Source organism: Paenibacillus dendrobii, from assembly GCF_009807035.1.
GTDB lineage: Bacteria > Bacillota > Bacilli > Paenibacillales > Paenibacillaceae > Paenibacillus_AQ > Paenibacillus_AQ dendrobii.
In genome coordinates, this window is the sequence record NZ_WUBI01000001.1 from 572,173 (window position 1) to 590,344 (window position 18,172).

General features: G+C 42.8%; 20 protein-coding genes. 3 read left to right on the top strand and 17 right to left on the bottom strand.

All coding sequences use genetic code 11. The features are described from left to right. Positions 1-433 precede the first annotated feature (433 nt). From GRF59_RS02455 to GRF59_RS02470, 4 genes are all read right to left on the bottom strand, one after another. Positions 434-610 (bottom strand): hypothetical protein, encoded by a 177-nt coding sequence (locus GRF59_RS02455; RefSeq protein ID WP_160496078.1) that lies wholly within the window; start codon positions 608-610, stop codon positions 434-436. Positions 611-745: 135 nt separating this feature from the next. Then, positions 746-1,492, bottom strand: coding sequence for an SDR family NAD(P)-dependent oxidoreductase (locus GRF59_RS02460; RefSeq protein ID WP_160496079.1), 747 nt, complete (start codon positions 1,490-1,492; stop codon positions 746-748). 281 nt (positions 1,493-1,773) lie between these two features. Beyond that, complete coding sequence (locus GRF59_RS02465) at positions 1,774-2,121, bottom strand: winged helix-turn-helix transcriptional regulator (RefSeq protein WP_160496080.1); 348 nt, start codon at positions 2,119-2,121, stop codon at positions 1,774-1,776. Between the two features lie 411 nt (positions 2,122-2,532). Further along, the gene (locus GRF59_RS02470) at positions 2,533-3,426 is read right to left on the bottom strand and encodes a response regulator (protein WP_160496081.1); all 894 of its coding nucleotides are present in this window, start codon (positions 3,424-3,426) and stop codon (positions 2,533-2,535) included. A gap of 838 nt (positions 3,427-4,264) precedes the next feature. Between GRF59_RS02470 and GRF59_RS02475 the strand changes: the two genes are divergently transcribed. From GRF59_RS02475 to GRF59_RS02485, 3 genes are all read left to right on the top strand, one after another. Beyond that, positions 4,265-4,798, top strand: coding sequence for a helix-turn-helix domain-containing protein (locus GRF59_RS02475; protein WP_160498085.1), 534 nt, complete (start codon positions 4,265-4,267; stop codon positions 4,796-4,798). Between the two features lie 232 nt (positions 4,799-5,030). Then, the gene (locus GRF59_RS02480; RefSeq protein WP_160496082.1) at positions 5,031-6,269 is read left to right on the top strand and encodes a CynX/NimT family MFS transporter; all 1,239 of its coding nucleotides are present in this window, start codon (positions 5,031-5,033) and stop codon (positions 6,267-6,269) included. Positions 6,270-6,298: 29 nt separating this feature from the next. Next, the gene (locus GRF59_RS02485; RefSeq protein WP_160496083.1) at positions 6,299-6,730 is read left to right on the top strand and encodes a universal stress protein; all 432 of its coding nucleotides are present in this window, start codon (positions 6,299-6,301) and stop codon (positions 6,728-6,730) included. 161 nt (positions 6,731-6,891) lie between these two features. Here GRF59_RS02485 and GRF59_RS02490 read toward each other — a convergent pair whose 3' ends face one another. From GRF59_RS02490 to GRF59_RS02550, 13 genes are all read right to left on the bottom strand, one after another. Then, entirely contained in the window at positions 6,892-7,131 is a 240-nt protein-coding gene (locus tag GRF59_RS02490) for a hypothetical protein (protein WP_160496084.1), read from the bottom strand. 181 nt (positions 7,132-7,312) lie between these two features. After that, positions 7,313-8,416 (bottom strand): DUF4179 domain-containing protein, encoded by a 1,104-nt coding sequence (locus tag GRF59_RS02495; protein ID WP_160496085.1) that lies wholly within the window; start codon positions 8,414-8,416, stop codon positions 7,313-7,315. Beyond that, positions 8,409-8,936, bottom strand: coding sequence for an RNA polymerase sigma factor (locus GRF59_RS02500; protein WP_160496086.1), 528 nt, complete (start codon positions 8,934-8,936; stop codon positions 8,409-8,411). Before GRF59_RS02500 ends, GRF59_RS02495 begins: the two co-directional genes overlap by 8 nt. A gap of 899 nt (positions 8,937-9,835) precedes the next feature. Continuing rightward, positions 9,836-11,338: an IMP dehydrogenase gene (locus GRF59_RS02505; RefSeq protein ID WP_160496087.1), complete on the bottom strand. Its 1,503-nt coding sequence runs from the start codon at positions 11,336-11,338 to the stop codon at positions 9,836-9,838. Between the two features lies 1 nt (position 11,339). Next, entirely contained in the window at positions 11,340-11,801 is a 462-nt protein-coding gene (locus GRF59_RS02510) for a MarR family winged helix-turn-helix transcriptional regulator (RefSeq protein WP_160496088.1), read from the bottom strand. A 447-nt stretch (positions 11,802-12,248) separates the two neighbouring features. Further along, positions 12,249-12,617, bottom strand: a complete 369-nt coding sequence (locus GRF59_RS02515) for a VOC family protein (protein WP_160496089.1) — start codon at positions 12,615-12,617, stop codon at positions 12,249-12,251. Further along, positions 12,617-12,835 carry a luciferase domain-containing protein gene (locus GRF59_RS30350; protein ID WP_341479998.1) on the bottom strand — a complete coding sequence of 73 codons (219 nt, stop codon included), beginning with the start codon at positions 12,833-12,835 and terminating at the stop codon, positions 12,617-12,619. The genes GRF59_RS02515 and GRF59_RS30350 overlap by 1 nt, the downstream gene beginning before the upstream one ends. A 105-nt stretch (positions 12,836-12,940) precedes the next feature. Further along, the gene (locus GRF59_RS02525) at positions 12,941-13,405 is read right to left on the bottom strand and encodes a MarR family winged helix-turn-helix transcriptional regulator (RefSeq protein WP_160496090.1); all 465 of its coding nucleotides are present in this window, start codon (positions 13,403-13,405) and stop codon (positions 12,941-12,943) included. A 468-nt stretch (positions 13,406-13,873) separates the two neighbouring features. Then, a complete protein-coding gene (locus GRF59_RS02530) occupies positions 13,874-14,326 on the bottom strand; it encodes a DMT family transporter (protein ID WP_272914961.1) in 453 nt (150 codons plus the stop codon). Between the two features lie 64 nt (positions 14,327-14,390). Beyond that, positions 14,391-14,750 (bottom strand): DUF6531 domain-containing protein, encoded by a 360-nt coding sequence (locus GRF59_RS02535; RefSeq protein WP_237391597.1) that lies wholly within the window; start codon positions 14,748-14,750, stop codon positions 14,391-14,393. A gap of 379 nt (positions 14,751-15,129) precedes the next feature. Continuing rightward, positions 15,130-15,705, bottom strand: a complete 576-nt coding sequence (locus GRF59_RS02540) for an alanine--tRNA ligase-related protein (RefSeq protein ID WP_341480053.1) — start codon at positions 15,703-15,705, stop codon at positions 15,130-15,132. A gap of 59 nt (positions 15,706-15,764) precedes the next feature. Next, entirely contained in the window at positions 15,765-16,946 is a 1,182-nt protein-coding gene (locus tag GRF59_RS02545; protein WP_160496092.1) for a YhgE/Pip domain-containing protein, read from the bottom strand. Between the two features lie 261 nt (positions 16,947-17,207). Further along, a complete protein-coding gene (locus tag GRF59_RS02550; protein WP_160496093.1) occupies positions 17,208-17,987 on the bottom strand; it encodes a nuclear transport factor 2 family protein in 780 nt (259 codons plus the stop codon). Between the last annotated feature and the right edge of the window lie 185 nt (positions 17,988-18,172).

Sequence of the window (18,172 nt, forward strand, 5' to 3'; positions counted from 1 at the left end):
TGATAAATAGGAGACTTTAAAACGAATAAATGGTAAATGGTTCGAAAATAATGTGATTAAATTCACATGAGAATATGATAACATCCAAGCAATTTATTTTTGGATAAACAAAGAGCATATATTTAAGAAATGAATATTTATACCACTTAAAAAGTATTAATGCCGTGATTTGAATGAATAAAATACAGAATAATGTATAAAAATAATTTTAATCAGTAAATTATTAAGGAAATGTATTAAATGTGAGCAGTTTTTAGAGTCGATCAGGTCGATTATTGTTTGATCAATGAAGTTGAATCAAAAATAACTAATTAAACATTAACTAAGGTGAATTAATAAATACGAGGAATACTTAATTAGAATACTTAGTTAGGAAAGATAAATGAAGAGATATAGAAAACAATGCGAAACATCTAATTTAGTGAAAATTTGATTAGCGAGCGAGAATTCTTGCTTTTCTCGTTAATTCCGCTAATACATTTTCACAAAACTCGTATTTTGTACATATGTAAATCACGACTTTTCTTTTTTTAGCAATAAACGTACCGTGATCCAAATGCAATTTTGAAATCAGAGCAGAGACGCCTAGACAGCTTATCATTTGCCCCATAATCCCCCCTCCCCACCAAATTTTATGTATCACTTCCATTTATTAACCCATATCGACTTTGTAATTAAACAAAATAGAATAATATTCACTTATTCAAATAAAAAGGCCGCTGATTAAGCGGCCTTTAACGAATGCTTAGATTTGTGCCAATCCACCATCTACGAATAGTTCGATGCCGTTGACATAGCTGCTTTCCTCCGAGGCAAGGAACATCACTGCACTGGCGATCTCCTCTGCTTTACCAAGGCGGCTCAATGGAACGGTATCCTTAGCGGATTCAAGGACTTGATCCAACGCCTCTCCAAACAAATCGTCGTAAGCCGGCGTATGGATCATTCCTGGGCTCAGTACATTAATTCGTATTCCGGTCCCCTTTAAGTCCGTAATCCAGTTTCTCGCCATCTGGCGGAGCGCCGCTTTGGTTCCTCCGTACACGCTAAACCCTGCGTCGCCGATCGTAGATGCCGTCGAACCCGTAAGAATGATGGAACCAGTCTGGTCCGGAAACAGCGGCAGGGCCTTCTGGATGGTGAACAGAGTACCCTTTACGTTTACATCGAATGTGATCTGGTATTGCTCTTCTGTAATATGGCCCAAGGGCAGGATGCTGCCAAGTCCGGCATTAGCGAAAAGAATGTCCAGATGCCCTTTCTCCTGTCTCACCGTTTCAAATAGTTTGTCCAGATCGTTTAGATTTGATATGTCACCTTGAACGCCAGTGACCCGTTCCCCAATCAATTTCACCGCTGTGTCCAGCTCGTTTTGTCTGCGTCCAGTTATGAAGACATGCGCCCCTTCCTCCACAAAACGTTGTGCCGTAGCAAGTCCGATACCGCTTGTCCCTCCAGTGACGATCACGACCTTACCATTGAAATTCCCCATGATTTCTGTCCTCTCCCTCTTGAGGCCGTATGGCCTATATTAGTACCGCTATAGTAACCAAACCATAACAACGCAGCGATTTTACTTGTGTAAGATGTAATTCCACCGTACAAATGACATTATGTATCAAACATATCTGAAAAAGAAGTACGTACTTTTTTGTTATATAGTAACTAAAAGGAAACAATTGTAAGGTTGTTGGGCTAAATCTCTTCTATAGCCATTTATATAAACGAAAACCCCAAGCATGATATCCCTGGGGTTTTCGTTTTATACTATTTTTAATCCGTGTGCAAAATTTCGAACTCATCCTGTGCGTATGTTTCCTCTGCATATTTTCCACCCCAGTTGCAAAGATCTTTCAAAATAGATTCAAGAGATTGACCAAGTTCAGTAGTTGAATATTCGACTTTCGGGGGGACTTGTTTATACACTTTTCTATGTATCAGTCCACTCGTTTCCAGGTCTCGAAGCGTTTGAATAAGCATTTTTTGAGTAATACCTGGTATCAGTCTCTTTAACTCGCTCGTGCGCTTTGGACCTTTAATCAAATAATACAAAACAAGCCCCTTCCACTTCCCTCCGATAATGTCCAACGTAACCTCAAGGTCACAATAATATGTTTTCATATTAGTAATAACAGCCCCCGGTTCTATTTATTACTTTATAGCTACTATATAATTAAAAAGCATGTACACTATTAATTACCACTCCAATTCATGATAGCATTTGTTGGTGCTTAAGAACAGTTCTAAAACAGTTATATATTCAGATCATACAGTAGCTGGTCATATCCTGAAGGATAACCTCGACAGCTTCCTTACGACGTGCCCTCATAGCCTTTGCTCCAAAACACGCAAGGTCCTGGGTCATTCAGGCAGGTTCTCAGCAACAATTTGGGCAATCGCTTTATCAGACGCTTTGTATTTTGACAAAAGCTAAAATGGAGGTAAAGGCATTAGAGCCCTTACCTCCTTACTATTTTGCCACTTCTATTTACATTTACTGCTGCTTGGATAGGTCTCTTAATAACCTCTATTTTACCATAGCTGGTTTACCTGATTAAGCTGCCTCTTCCAGTGAGTGGTTAAATGGCAAGGAGAGAACGGCCGACTGTAAATGCCTTTCCCCGGCAGGAGACGAAGCTTCTCCAAATCAAGCGCAGGCTCACTGGGAAACCAGAAGAATAAAGAAGTTACGCTGCCTGACGTATAGGAACCCGTCCACATCCCTGGTTTAGCCTCAATCATACTCTGCTTCAGAAGTTCCTCCGGAGTCAAAGAATAGTTTCCGATCAGAGATACCAGAAAAACGCGGTTAAAACCGGCTAAAGGCAATTGCAAAGAGTCTGCTAGCGATAAGACTGCAGGAAGTTGGACCGGGTTGGCGACAGTTGCACCCTTGAGGACAGGGATCTGCCGGGATAAGCCGGATTCAGTCTCGTACTCCGTGAACTCACCCGGAAGAGCCTCCTCTTCCAGTCTGTCCGCCTTAATCCTATCGAGGATTTGTTTATAGAACACGTTGAATTTTTCCGAAAGCACCTGCTGTCTCTGCTCGTTAGCAGCAGTCAGTTCTTTGGCGACCTTAGCAAGGATATCGTGCATGGATTGCATACTCATGGAAAAGTTGAGAATATATCCGCTCGCCCTATACTCAAGCGCCTGCTGGGCATATTTGAACTCATTCATACAAGTAAGCATAACAAACCGGCTTATCATCTCGTTAGACCGGGCATTTCTCAGCAGTTCAATCCCATCCATACCGGGCATCATAATATCTGTGATAACAAGGTCAGGCATGTCCTCTGCCATCAACTCTAACGCTTCTCTGCCTTTTGAGGCTTCTCCAGAGACAGTGTATCCGAATAATACCCATTGAATGAGCTTGCGCCCAACGAACACCTTATCTTCTACCAATAAAATCTTCCACATGTTCGTCGCCTCCAGACGGGTATGGATTGGAAATTAGCAGGGGCATGGAGAGTCTGGCCAGCGTTCCTCTAGTCATGCCGGTAATGGAGCTTTGAACAGTTGCCTTTTATGTCGTCATTCTCATAAAAAATTCCACTTTATTGCAGCCTATGATCTTATTAGATAAGCCTTACTACGCCTCAGCAAGTGTTTAGATGATTATCAGAACTTGGTGCCTTAAAACAGAAAACCCGCGCTGGGCGCGGGCTCTAATGGGACTATGTTCTAGTCCTCCGACAAATATTTTTATAACACCCCACCTCAGCTATTTGTTTGTCATAGGAGAAATCCTTTATAAAACAAGAACTTAGTCTCTTAATTTCAAGCACAAAAAAAGCCCATAAAATTGGAGCGCTTGGTCGAATTTCGAATTGATGGAGTGATTCAACTAGAAAACGTCATTCCTGTTGGCTGGAACTTCTTGGGATACTCTCCACACAACCCAAAGTAGCGTCTTTCCCCTCCTCCTGTTAATGGACATGATTAGGGGGCGATTCCGCCAGTATCGAACGGTCGGTCAAACGAATGCTAAGTCTCACGGTCGCCTGGATAAGCATTCAAACATGCTGGAATTGGGTCCCCTTTTTGCCTTTAACAGAGGTCAAGAAGAGCATTTCGACCTTCTTTAAGATATAAATTACAATCGACTCATCCATTGGATTACTCACGTTACTTCTTCTAATCCCTTGTTCTTTTGTACTCATTTTGAAAAGAAATACAAAAGGTAATATACTTAGCCATAAAGTGCTATGTAAAAGGTGGAGTTTCAGTGGAAATTGATGATACAAAACAAATTGTAATGCAAGTTGGTGCAGCTCTTAAAAAAATTCGAAAAGAAAAAAAATTGAGCTTAGAAGAATTATCAGAGCTAACTGGAGTAAGCAAGCTCACCCTGGGGAACATTGAACGTGGTGAAACAAACCCAACCGTTGGAATCCTTTGGAAGATATCCAAGGGTATATCGTTACCCCTTATGACTTTGTTCACATCAGAAAGCTCCGTAAATATTTACCGGGCTGGCCAAGGACTGCGATTTGCCAGTGAGCATAAAAATTGGATCATTGAGCCGATCTTTAAAAACACAAATCATGATATTGAAATGTACCGTGCATACCTTCGGCCGAATAGCTCTTACCATCCAGAAGCTCATCATTCCAATACCACCGAGATTGCGACGGTCATGGCTGGATCAGTATCCATCCAAGTAAATGATGACATCTACTCATTGAACCAATATGACACCATCAGCTTTCGCGCGGATAGCCCGCATTCATATTTGAACCCTACAGGCAATGAAACGGTTCTCCATATTACTTTGAAGTATGAGGTTTAATTAATTCTTCTTGACTATATTAGTAGCTTGCACAAAAATCCCCGTGATTCATCACAGGGATTTATTTGTGTGTTTTTTCAGTCGGCTAACACACTTAAAACCACAAGCTAAATATATAACATAAAATACATCTTGTTAAATTTAGTATAACATACTATACTTTATCTGTTCGCGCGAATATGATGAGTGTCAAAGACAGATGTTATTACTAAAACATGCAGGAGAGGATCTTATGGACAAGCCACAGTCATTGAGTAAAAGTCAACACGAAGAAAATACACGTAAGCAATCTGCAACTTGGTTAGTTGTTCTAGGGATTATCGTTATTGCGGCCAATCTCCGTGCTCCTTTAACCTCTGTTGGACCTTTAGTAAGTCTAATACGAGATAACGTACACATTTCAAATACATTAGCCGGCCTTATCACAACGGTACCGCTCCTTGCTTTTGCCTTGTTATCACCGCTTGTACCTAAATTAGGGCGAAGATTTGGAATGGAACTTATTATTTTGATTTCCCTAATTATTTTAACAATTGGTATTGTACTACGCTCATTATCTGGAGCAATTAATTTGTATCTCGGAACGGCCATTCTTGGGTTTGCCATTGCAGTATGTAATGTATTATTGCCGAGTTTAATTAAACGTGAATTTCCCAATCGAATCGGTTCTATGACCGGGGTGTATTCGATATCAATGAATTTATGTGGTGCGATTGCTTCGGGTATTAGTGTCCCGCTTGCTGTCGGATCAGGCTTACAATGGCAAGGAGCATTAGGAATTTGGGCGGTTCTCAGCTTTGTATCTTTTCTTCTTTGGTTGCCCCAGATGAGAAATCGTACGAAACAAGTTACTGTATCTGGCGCTCAACCCATTGCAGATAAGCAAGTCAATATTTGGCGCTCCTCCCTTGCTTGGCAAGTGACCTTGTTCATGGGGATTCAATCAGCGATCTTTTATGTGCTCATTGCATGGTTGCCGGAAATCCTAAAACAACAAGGCATCGACTCTAGTCAATCCGGTTGGTATTTATCGATTATGCAGCTAGCATTGCTTCCGTTTACATTTATCGTTCCGGTCCTTGCTGGCCGTATGTCTAGTCAACGTTCGCTAGTTGTTATCACATCGATTTTACTTTTGGTTGGAACACTTGGACTGCTTTATGGAAGCCCAAGTGTCATCCTCGTGTGGATCATCATCCTTGGTATCGGGGGAGGATTCGCATTCGGCTTGTCGATGATGTTTTTCGGATTACGTACCAAAGATGCTCATCAAGCTGCGGAGTTGTCAGGTATGGCGCAGTCCATCGGTTACCTGCTTGCTGCAATGGGGCCGGCATTGATCGGATATCTGCATGATGCAACAAACAGCTGGACACTCCCACTGCTTATCTTAGTCGCCGCTTCTGTTTTGCTATTAGTTGTTGGATGGGGAGCTGCTAGAGACCGGTTTGTAGACGCGGTTAAACACTAATTGATCGATGAAGGAAAGGATGAACTGAAATGTTCAATCGAATTTTGGTTGCTATTGATAAATCGGAATTACAAAACAAAATCCTAGATGTAACTGTGGAGATTGCTCACAATAAACAAACACATGTTACTTTGATTCATGTCAGCAATTTGAATGTAACCATGGGTCTCCCATATATACCGGAAAACTATTTGGAAGAAATGTTAGATGAAATGGATAAGCACAGTATAGAGCAATTGGAAAACGCTAAATACAAATTAATATCTGAGGGGATTTCTACGGAAATCATTCACCTCAAGGGAGATCCTGCTCATGAAATTTTGAATTATGCAAAAAGCAATGGGCAACAACTCATCATTATTGGTAGTCGTGGACTGAGCGGAATGAAGGAAATGATGCTTGGAAGTGTCAGTCATAAAGTTTCTCAATTGTCCAGTTGCCCAGTCCTGATTGTTCATTAGAAGTTGTTTCAATTATTTTCAAATTATCTTCCAATTAATAACTAGGAAGCCCCGGTATAAACTTAGATGAAGGCGCGCTCTTTATGTTGACGATAAAGATGCGCGCTTTCTTCACTTCAATTGAATGCAGTAGTTGTTGGCTCCACAGCAGTGTGAAACCTTTATTCGTAAGGGCTATAAATCTGCAGTGCGTTATCCTTGATCTCCGCCGGAACCAAATTGAGCAGCGGCAGTTGGCCGCTTGTTTGTAGCGTATGAACTAGCAAGTACATAAAAGACTCGCGGTTCATGGTGACTTTCGGATCGATCTTGATCTGCAGTTCTTCTCCTGCCGCCCCTGCAGTAGACTTAGGCTCATTTTTATCTTTCAGCCTTTTGACAGGGTTATTCTCTCCACCCAACTGCAAAGCTCTCTGAATCCACGTAGAGACCTGTATATGGAATGCCTGACATGAAAAATGCTCCCCTCACAGTAGCAGGTTTTATTATTTCACCTGTCTACTATTTGGGGAGCATATCAAGAGGATGGCCTTAATGCTTGCCGCAAGATTATCTATTTATACAAGTTCGCGGTCCAACGTATTATGAAGCGGGTGAAAGCTCGATCCTCGTTTCCAGTCCTTTCAGGAATTGCCCTTCCTCCACTTCCTCCGCAAAGTCATCCCGAATCAGGAAGGGCTTCACCGTCAAAAATGTACTCGTCCCTGAAGTCGTGGCGTATCGGCGATCGAAGACGAGGCGGTTCCCGTCAATCTTGCCTTTCCCGTTGAGTGCAGGCAGTCTGCGTCCTTGATCGTCGTACACAGCAATCCCGATTCGGGTTAACCGCTTCTCCTCATCCCACGTTAGCGTCTCCGCACCCGCCAGGGTGACCGCGGTCTTCAATCGGGCCGTGATCGGCGTGACCGATACGTCAGAAACCTCGAAGGTAAGGTCTCCCGCACTCGCTCTGGTATCGGGCTTCGCCTCGATTGCTTGGACGGCGGCCTTCCGGAATGGGATCTCCACGATGAATTCGTGGTCGATGCCGTCCATTTTGATCGTAACCGCTCCATTGAAAGAATCCGGAGCCTCGCCCGGTTTCATCACATGCTCAAAGACGAGCGTATTCGGGGATGCCTCGCCGGCACTCCCGAAATTCAAACCTTCGTCCTGCGCCTCGCCATCCACTGTAAAGAACACATTCTCGATTGCGCTGGAAAGCTTCATCTCCTTCCTCCCGTTGTTGTAGATGCCGTTCTCCACGTTCGGTGCTGTTACATGGATCAGGAATGCGGCCCGGGTCCCGTCGTAAACCGACTCACTCACCTCCAGCTTTACATCCTCATAGGCCGCTGCGTTGTTAACTTGGTTCGTCAATCCGAGCGAGCCTGCTGTACGAAGTCCGATGTCTGTCTCGATCGCGCTGAATAAGCTCCCCACCAAAGGCATGTTCTTCAGCGCCTCCGCCATTGCGGGAGAAACAAACGCGGAACCGAACACCCCGAGCCCGATGACGGCGGCGGCCGCCGTCGCTAGCGTCAACTTACGAAGGCGCCTCGAAGCGTTTATCCTGACAACATTCCGCGGCTGCTGGGCAAGAGCCGTGTACGTCTCATCCAGACGGGCCCGGACGAGCGAAGGAATCTCCGCGTTTGCCTCGCCACCTGATCTCATTTCCTTCTCGATCTCTTTGAATTTATCCATAGCTCAACGACCCCTCCTGAAAATTCGATAATTGATGATGCAGGACCTCACGTGCTCGATGCAGCCGCATCTTCGCGGCGCTTTCCGAGATGTTCAACAATTTGGCCACTTGGCGAAGCGGTATATCCTCGTAGTAATGTAGCACAACCACCATGCGCTGTGGCTCCTCCAGACGATCCACGATCTCACGCAAATCCACGCTGTTGTATTCATCGACCCGAGCGACGGTCGGCGGAACCTCCGCGACCATATCCGTGCTCGAACGCTGTTTCAGGATGTTGTTGCATTCATTTATCACAATTCGAAACATCCACGTCTTGAAAAATTTCGGCTCCCGCAGCGAAGGCAGCGATTTATACGATTTCAGAATACTCTCCTGCAGTGCGTCCGCCACGTCTTCGTCTCGGTGCAGCATCGATTTCGCCATCCCATACATCGATCTTTCTAGATGCTTCATGAGGGCGACGAAGGCCTCGGCGTCTCCCGCCTTTGCCCGTTCGATTAATTCGGTCATCTCCATGCGGCGCTCTCCTTTCTGCTTCTTCGTCTTTCTATAAGTTAGACCGGCGAAGAAGGGCAACGGTCACTTTTCTTTAAAGTAATATATTTTCCTCATATACAAACAAGTCTTCTCCCATTAGACGGACGTTTTCCCCCGATGTTACAGGTACCTGCTCTAGGTAATACCCTCCCTTGCGCGCATTCGTGCGCGCTATGTATGTCATCGCTAAATACACTCCTTTGCTAGATCGACTTCAGGACAACTGTGAATACGATCCGCTCACGGGCACGCTATTGACTTCAGAACAATAGTATTTAGGTTTCAGTACTTGTTGAACATAACTCCCCATGTACTTAATGACAAGAAGTAGCCATGAAAAAAGGGTACCCCCAAATAAGGGCAACCTTGTACAGTGTTAGTATAATGAATCGGGCTGATACTAACATAATAACTATTTAATCCGCCGCGAGAATCGATAGCTCGTATGCGGAACTTCTCACCTACATCACTTAGATTTAAAACCATACTTTTTAGCTCTCCATGCAACGAACAGAGCCAAAATTAACAAAACAAATCCTACCCACGGGAATGAAGACACCCCTGCCATATTCAGTAATATTCCACCTACACCTCCTAAACGAAAGTAAACGTCAATCCCCTTTATTTTTTCAGTAAAGTTAAGAGGTTTCTTTCAATATCTATTGCATTAATTTAAAACATAATGTTTGATTGCATACTCTTTTCGGAGAGGCTACTCTTCTACGGCCTCTCGAATCCCCCCAAATAAAAAATAGAGTGTCAAGAAAGTCCCTGAGACTTTCTTGACACTCTAAGGAACTGTAATCACAGTTCTTCAACATATATAAGCTACATTTCATCTAATATATCCAGTAAAGGGACTCGCTAACAATGATGTGTTACAATATCTGACGACTATCTTTAAGTAAAACATCGTGTGCACTACCCTCAACAATGCTTGTAGAAGAAACTAAGGTTATCTTAGCATTTTTTTGTAGTTCAGAAATTGTCAGGTAACCACAATTACACATTGTTGAACGTACTATGCTTAAAGAAAGTCCAACATTATCTTCTAAACTTCCTGCATAAGGTACAAACGAATCAACTCCTTCTTCAAAAGAAAGTTTTTCGTCACCACCTAAGTCATATCTTTGCCAATTTTTTGCCCTCGTACTTCCCTCTCCCCAATACTCCTTCATATAATTACCGTTTATATTCACTTTTTTAGTGGGGCTTTCATCAAACCGGGCAAAATATCTTCCTAACATTAGAAAATCTGCTCCCATAGCTAGTGCCAATGTAATGTGATAATCATGTACAGTACCTCCATCAGAACAAATTGGTACATAGATTCCTGTCTCATTAAAATATTCATCCCGAGCCATCGCTACCTCGATTAATGCGGTAGCTTGACCTCTGCCTATGCCTTTTTGTTTTCGTGTAATACAAATTGCACCGCCGCCAATTCCTACTTTTACAAAATCGGCACCAGCTTCGGCAAGGAAACGGAAGCCTTCTTTATCAACTATATTTCCCGCCCCAATTTTTACAGCATCACCATAATTCTTCCGGACGTATTCAATAACAATCTTTTGCCATTCTGTAAATCCTTCGGAACTGTCAATACAGAGAACATCTACTCCAGCTTGAAGTAATGCTGGAATTCGTTCAGCATAATCTCTAGTATTAATACCTGCGCCAACCATATATCTTTTTGATTCATCAATCAACTCATTCTCATTTTTCTTATTAGTATTGTAATCTTTTCGAAACACCATAGAAATCAATCTTTGTTCATCATCAATGATTGGAAGACAATTTAGTTTGTGCTCCCATATAATATTATTCGCTTCTTTTAATGTGGTATCTTTATTACCACAGATTAATTCTTCGAATGGTGTCATAAAATCTTTAACTTTAGTGTCTAAATTCATCCGACTAACTCGATAATCTCTGCTAGTTACAATGCCTAATAATTTACCTCTAGAAGTTCCGTCAATTGTTACTGCTACAGTCGAATGATTTGTCTTCTTCTTTAACATTAACATTTCGTCTAAAGTACCTTCAGGAGATATATTAGAATCACTAACAACGAACCCAGCTCTATAACTTTTAACACGAGCAACCATTTGTGCCTGACTTTCAATAGATTGTGATCCGTAAATAAAAGAAAGTCCACCTTCTTTTGCTAAAGATATTGCCATTGTATCATCAGAAACAGACTGCATAATTGCTGATGTCATAGGAATTTTCAAAGAAATAGGAGGTTGATTTCCTTTTTTAAATTTCACTAAGGGTGTTTGTAAACTTACATTTGCCGGTATACACTCTACCGACGAGTAACCTGGTATTAGTAAATACTCACCAAAGGTGCGCGATACTTCATTCAGATAAACTGCCATATTATTTTCCTCCTTGTTCTTGAGCTGTTTTTTCCATAAGTTTATATAGACCTTGATACAAACCCATAAGCGTCTCATCATCGAAGTCAGTAAATAACTCCTCTATATACTGTTCTTCCTCCTTACCTCTTTCCATGTAATACTCTTTACCCTTAGATGTTAAAGCAACACGTAAACTCCTTCTGTCAGTCTCATCTTTCCCAACTTTTGCAAAACCTTTTTTCTCAAGAATATTTATGATTTTTTTCACATTCTGACTCGAAGTACCGACAATTTGAGCAATATCTTTTAGGTTAAGAAAGTAATCATCATAAAGAGAAATATTCCATAACACAAAAGCTTGTTTTAATGAAAGATCCTTATATCTTCTATCGCCTAAAAGTTGCAAGCGGTTAGACAATGTGAAAATTGATCCATAAACATATGCTTTATGTGTGATTTTTTTTTCGAATGGAAATTCCATTTTCCCACCTCCAAAATAGGTAACTGGTTAAGTATTAAAATATCTAACTAGTTATCTTTTGTCAAGTAACTAAGAGGATACAAATGAAAGATTTAATAAGGAAAGTGGACTCTTGCGGGGTTTCTGCGTGTCTTCATTAACTTGTAATGATTCGCTTTTTTAATACCTAGCCGTCCGTGTTTACCTCTTATCGTGTTCGTTGTCCTATAACAATGTGAACATTTCCATGTATTATGTACTTAGATATACACCTAATCGACAATCGGACTATGTTCTTGCCCATTCCGGCAATCGGTACAAGTTCTTGTCCTTGGCTTGGGACAAGACTTGTACCGATAAAATAAAAAAGCCGCTAAAATAGCGACTTCAATGGGACCATGTTCTTGTCCCTCGACAAGTTCCTAAAGAGTCTCCAATAGGACGACTCCACATCTCGACTTCACAGCATTAAGTTCGATAATAGGACAGCACCCAGCACACGCCGTTTCGGTCGGTAACGATAGCCAACAGTCCGTTAAACGGAGCTTCATATGCTTCCGAATTAATAATCCCTTCAGCCGCAAATTCTCCGTAGATTCTTTGGAATGCTTCCTCCGTCTCAATTCTCAAGAAAACTCTCACGTAATCGCCTTTCATTACCGGCTTTGCCGCTTGAGTATCAGCAAACTTAAGGGTTACCCCCTCTACATGCAGGTCCGCGTTAAGCACCTCTTCCCCTTGCTTGCGGAGAATGGCAATCTCACCACCAAACACGCTTTGATAATACCTGATTTCGTCTTTGCAATTCTCCACTACGATGAACGGATTTGCTATCATCATTTACATCCTCCTAATTTTATTTGATCATATTTAGAACGTGCGATTACAATCGCATGTGCAACATCTTGCTCGGTAAATAAATAAACGGATGCCCAGCCCGAATCGGGATACATATGATGCGGCCTTGCCTTCCCTTCTTTAATCCATCGTATCGCGTTCCGTTTTCGGGATGAGCAGGTCAAACAAGCGGTTGCCGTGAAGATGCCCAATTTCATTGCCGTTCAACTAAAATTCTAACCCTCCAAACCGATGAGGGCGCATAGTAACGCCAGACCAAGTCAACAGCTCTTCGGTCAGGCCTGCCCCTTCGTTCTTACTCATCACTTCTTCTCCTCCTGCTTGCTCAGATTGCGAAGAACGGTTTTAAGCAGGTCTACAAACAAGTCATACTCCTCATTGGTAATACCCTTCCGGGTTTTGTTCTTAACGCGGCTCAGCGCTTCCTGTACCTTCGGAACCACCTCACGTCCCGATTCTGTCAAATAGAGCAGCTGATAACGGTTATCGGCGGGATCGGCTTCCCTCCGCAGGTACCCTTCTGCTTCCAGCTTGGTTATCGCCTTGGCGGTAGTCGTCTTGTCAATGAGCAACTTCTCGCTTAACGCCTTCTGCGTAATTGGCTGCTGAAAAGCAATCGCCATCAGAAATATATACTGTCCGCTTCCGACTCGATATGGCGCCAACTCGGCTGAGATCAATATCTGCATGTGCCGATAGATGGCTGAGATGTATTGGCCATGCGATTCTGTTGCGCCCTTATCAGGTTGTATCCAATGCTCGCTCAATTTACTCTCTCCTTGAATAGGATGTTATTGCAACTAATTTCATAATAAGCCATATAGGATGCTATTGCAACTATTTATGTAAAATTCCACCATGGTAGTCGCCGCAACTCTGGGTTCCCTGCTTTCTTATATCTGCACGGAGAAATCGAAGAGCAGGCCTATATAGATTTACCGAAAATCGAATGAAATGATTTAGCTATTCTGCCCTTTAGTTCAATAAAGACAGCCGATCGTGCTGATCGGCTGTCTTTATGATTTATTCCGGTTAGTTCAACCTGTCTAACCAGATGTGACCTTGAAGATACTCCGTCTCAATAGCCTGTTTTTTTGTCATCAGTCGGGAATGTTATCAAGTTCTTGTCATAACGGCAGCCGGTGCTTCTTTATGGGGTATCATTTCCTGATAATTCAATAATTAAGCCAACTGATCATAATTCAATATCGAGAGTAATAACGATTGTGCCTTGCCTACATATCCCCTCTTTGCATATTGCCTCCCTTTTGCAGTGATTTCATTTTGAAGTTTACAAGTCCAATACCTATGATAATTAGAATAAGTCCCCCCACCATCTTGGTCGTAATCGTTTCTCCCAAAAAGAGAACGCTGATCACGATCGCAATGAGCGGGACCAGAAAATTAAACGATCTGATTTTGCCGGCTTCGCCCGATCTGACAAGCAGAAAGAAAACGAGCCAGGTCAAGGCCGTACAGAAGATTGCAATAACCGACAACGTTGAGATAAACGTTTGGTTCCAAGTAATATCCGTCCAGTTTTCAACGGTATTACCCGCTATCAACAATACAATTCCACCGAAAATCATCTGAAGGGTAGTCAACCAGATCGCATCGACTTTAGTAGATATTTTCTTCATATAAATCGTACCGAATGTCCAAGTAATCGTGCTAGCTAAACCAAGCAAGATACCAACGGTCGAAATATTTCCAGAACCATCGTTTATGCTGATAACGATAAGTTAAAGTTACCTACTGAGGGAATATACAACTGACGCATACCTGAAGCAGTGGTAGTAATGAACGGGAGTTCCCAACGCCACCCCCTGCTAATGCAGATAAATTCTCCTCTTTTCGAGTAGAAGCCGCGTTTCGGTAAGTCCCGTCGTTCTCAACAGCTCCTATTTGTTCGTTCGCCCGTGAACTGTCATAAGTCCGTACAAGGTCAAATGGAATCAAACCCGGCAGACTGAGGTCGATACTGCTGATGCGAAGATTTCCTGCTGCCATTGAGATGGAATCTTCTCCATAGGAATTCATATATAGGGAAGCTTCATCTTGTAAATCAATATGGTTGATAGCCCCTTCGTCTACCGTCGTAACGGCTAACATCTTCCTCGACTAAAAACTTAGGAATTCGCTCAAACCCCCAATTCACAATAAATAAAAAGAATCCATTTTGATAAAATCTTGATCAAAATGGATTCTATCCTGCAGATTTGATTATCTCGGAACTAAAGCACTCGGTAGTTCTTTAAACTAATACAAAAGATGTAGATTCTAAAACGAGATTATACCCAAACCAATAATAGATGATAATCCAGCTGCCATAAGAATAGATTTTGGAGTCGATAAAACAAAAAAAGTCGTTAAATTAGCGACTTTCGATGGGAATATGTTCTTGTCCCCCGACAGTTCGCTAATCCACCTTTAAATTTACCCGCAGAATTGTCCTCCATGTTATATCCACTTTTAGTTAGAAACTCTTCCGTCAACTCCAAGGGAAACCCATATGTTTTGTAAAAACAAAAGGCATCTGCACCTGTAACTTTACCCTTATTCTTAAGATGTTTTGTATTTCAAATTCTCCTTGCTGTAAAGTTCTATAGAAAAGATTTTCTTCCTTATTTACTATTTCGATAACTTTCTTTTTATTACCGATCAAATCTTCATAAGCTGTTGCTTCATCTATATAAACTTCAGACAACTCACCCACAAAACTTCCTTGTATACCTATTTTTTTACCTGCACGAATCGCCCTTCTTAATAACCTTCTTGTTATATACCCTGCATCACTATTAGCTGGCTCCGCACCATCATTAATTAGAAAAGTAGCCGCTCTCACATGATCAAGTATGATTCTAAACGACTTTAAAACGTCAGTATATTGTTTACCACTTAACTCCATCAATTTTTTCTTGGGATTAAGGAAGAAAGCCGTATTATAAATATCCTTGTCACCATTAAGGGCTGTTGCAACCCTTTCTAATCTGCCTCCATAATCAATATTGGGATTTTGCATTTTTACAAATCCTGTGTCTTCTTTTTTGGGGTATTCGGATTTTATCGAACCACACTATCCAAGCCAACAATGAGAACGCAACGTGGATTGCCCTTACTTTATTTTTAACCGTCTGTTACAGAAGTAGGCGCGGCATCTGTCGCTCGACCGGCCTTAAACCCGGAAGCGAGCAGCAGCACCAGAAATCCCCCGGTGACGCCCCACAAGACGGAGGCGTTCGAAGAGGCCGCGTCCAGTCCGCCGAAATACATCACTTCCCGCAGCCCTCCTGCCGCGAACCGCAGTGGCGTCCACGAGTAGATCCAATCTCGCGTTGTCTGTGACAAGAACTCCGGAGCCATGCTCAGCAGCGGCACGGAGAAGAACATCAGCAGTACGAGCAGCGGCATAGCCGGGAATCCGATCCAATTCAGTAAGGAAGATTGCAGCAAGAAGAACGCCGATCCGGCCAACCATAAGAACAACCAAGTCTCCCCCGCATCCGCCAATTCCATGCCGTACCACGACGAAACCATCCAAATGGTGAAGCCCGATGCTATGCCGACGATCGCAAGTCCCGCGATCCCTTGCAGCACGCTGACCGTCCATCTCCTTGAACCCGCGGCGACCGCTTTCTTGCTAGCCAGGAACAAGACTACTCCGGTCACCAGGCTGCCGATCCACATGATCTGGGTCAACAAACCCGGCGCATTCCCCGACGCATTGTTCACCCCCGACGGATGCATGACTTCCTCCTGAACGTTTATCGGTATCATTAAAGCTTTAGCCGTCTCAATCGGAATTTGCTCCTTTTGCTGCCTAATCTGCCCTAGCAGCTGTTGCGACAGTTCCCCGCTGATCATTTTCATCGCTTGCCCCATTGCCTGTCTTACGACAGTCGAGGCTTGAGAGTTCATACCATCGTTGGCGATGATCTTCACATTAGGGTGAATCGGCGAGGGATTTGCTAACGAGAGCAATCCGCTGCTCAGATCCGCCGGAAGCACCAGCGCTCCGTAATATTCGCGTTTATCCAATCCTTCCCGGGCTTTTTCCTCGGAATCTACGACATGCCAGTCGAACGGCAGTACCGCGTTCGAAACCAACTTCTCCTGGATCATCTCCCCTACAGAAAACGTTCCTCCGGACGGCAGTTCCACTGGTTGGTCAAGGACAACAAGGGCTACCGGGAGTTCCTTAGGTTTTGACCCAATCACCGATCCCATCATCGCTGCTCCGAATACGATCAACACGACCAGGACGATCACCACTCCCAGCCACGTCATTTTTTGTTTCAGTATTTTCATGATCCTCTACTCCTCGTCTCTTTAAATAATGAACATATTGTTGATGATCAATTTTGCAATGTTCATCTGTTAAAGGTTCACCATATAATATGGCTGCACCACACGGTCACTTCATCGCAATGAACAAAAATAGCGTTGCTGCAGCAACGCTTTTATATCCATTTGAAGACAAAATTTATCACTCAAGTACATTCGCGATGCGAAAGACATCACCGTAATTAATTTCGGCGATGTCTTTCTTGTGATTCAGCTGCACCAAACTCAAAATCTGCTGTTCGAATTCTTTCGTTTTTCTGCCGGCAGTATGGCCTCGATGATGTCCCAATGTTCGGCGATCTTTCCATTCTCCACGCGAAACAAATCGTAGAAAGCGGTAGGCTGACCGTCGAAGAGACCTTCACTCACCGTAAGCACAAAATCGCCTTGTCCGATGACCTGATGGACATGAGTATATTGAAATTCAATATTTTTCTCCTCCAGCGCCTGCAAAGCAGCATGTAGACCGGAGAGGCCATCTGCAATATGTGGACTGTGTTGAATGTAGTTATCACCATCAAAGTAAGAGGCAAGCAGATCGGGGTTCTTACCAAGCAAGATGTTCTCAACATAGCTTTTGACAAATACTTTGTTGGCATCCGTCTTATCGATATCCTTAATCGTGACCGGTCCGTCTATCATCGTATGATTGCTTGGTGTCTTGTCCACCATTACTTGCAAATTGTCCCAATGTTCGACGATCAGTCCATGCTCAAAACGGAAAATATCAATGATGATTTTGGGGCCAAAAAACTCATATACGGAATGAAGTGCCACATAATCTCCGTCAACCAAAGTACGCTTGATGCTTACCTTCGTACCCATTTCCTTTAAATGGTCAAGTGCACCAAGCATGGCCGCACGACCATCGCGTAAGCCTTGGTTGTGCTGAATATATTGATCTGGATGAACGTAATCCGTAATAGCTTCGGGGTTGCCGCTCTCAAAACTTTCCAGCACGGCGATTGCCTTAAGTACAAGCTCATTTTGTTGATTGAATGTCATTGGAATATCCTCCCTAGAGTTTATAGTCATTAGATAAATAATGAACATTACGTTGTTTATTTATCTGTCGTTCATTATAATAGAGACGAATACAACGCTCAATATTTAATATTTTTGATTTTGAAGGATAAAATACAATTCATAGAACTTTGTCGCTTAACTATTCCAATTTAAATTTAGGGGAG